The sequence below is a fragment of the Nocardiopsis listeri NBRC 13360 genome (genome assembly GCF_001570765.1).
GTDB lineage: Bacteria > Actinomycetota > Actinomycetes > Streptosporangiales > Streptosporangiaceae > Nocardiopsis > Nocardiopsis listeri.
Map to the genome: position 1 here is coordinate 1 of NZ_BCSH01000136.1, position 1,064 is coordinate 1,064.

1 protein-coding gene is annotated in these 1,064 nt (G+C 70.1%); it reads right to left on the minus strand.

Translation table 11 applies throughout. The annotated features are described in order from the left end of the window. On the minus strand, nt 1-1,064 hold a 1,064-nt coding region (locus tag NLI01S_RS24800), incomplete at both ends, for a glycoside hydrolase family 15 protein (RefSeq protein ID WP_190318593.1).

Genomic DNA, 1,064 nt, shown 5'->3' on the forward strand with positions numbered 1-1,064 from the left:
TGGTTGCCCAACGCGCGTTCGGTGACCGGGTCGAACTCCTCGGGGATCAACCCCGTGGGCCCGGCGGCGTCCACCAGGTGCTTGAACAGCTCCTCGGCCTCGGCGCGGCGTCCGGTGAGCAGGTAGGCCTCGATCAGCCAGGTGGTGCACAGGTGGAAGCCGCCCTCACCACCGGGCAGTCCGTCGTCGCGGTGGTAGCGGTAGACGGTGGGGCCGCTGCGCAGCTCGGCCTCGATCGCGGTGACGGTGGCCTGGAAGCGTTCGTCGGTGGGATCGATCAGCCCGGACAGGCCGATGTGCAGGGAGGCGGCGTCCAGGTCGGTGCCCTCATAGGCGGTGGTGTAGGCCTGAGCGGTCTCGTTCCAGCCCTTGTCCAGGACCTCTTCACGGATCTGGGCGCGCAACCCGGGCCAGGTGGCCTCGACGGTGCGGTCGTAGGTGTGGGCCAGGGTGATGGCCCGGTCCAGGGTGACCCAGCACATCACCTTGGAGTAGACGCGTTGTCTGGGCTCGTCGCGTTCTTCCCAGATGCCGTGGTCGGGTTCGTGCCAGCGGCGGGCCACGGCCTGGGCCATGGCCTGGATCAGGTCCCAGTCGCGGTCGGCCAGGTGGCCGCGCGCTTGTGACAGGTGGCAGATGAGTTCGACCACGGGGCCGAACACGTCGAGTTGGACCTGGTGGTCGGCGAGGTTGCCGATGCGTACCGGGCGGGAGCCGGCGTAGCCGGACAGGGAGTCGATGATCTCCTCGGGGCCCAGGCCGGTGCCGCGCAGGCTGTAGAGGGGGCGCAGCATCTCGGGGGAGGGCAGGGAGTCCACGACCCGGTGGAGCCAGTCCAGGAAGTCCTCGGCCTCTTGGGTGGAGCCGAGGGTGACCAGGGCTTGGACGGTCAGGGCGCCATCGCGCAGCCAGCAGTATCGGTAGTCCCAGTTGCGGACTCCGCCGATCTCCTCGGGTAGGGAGGTGGTGGCGGCGGCCATGACCCCGCCGGTGGGGGTGCACAGGCCGCGCAGGGTCAACGCCGACCGGGCCGCCAACGAACCCTCGACACCGGGCAGGGACAG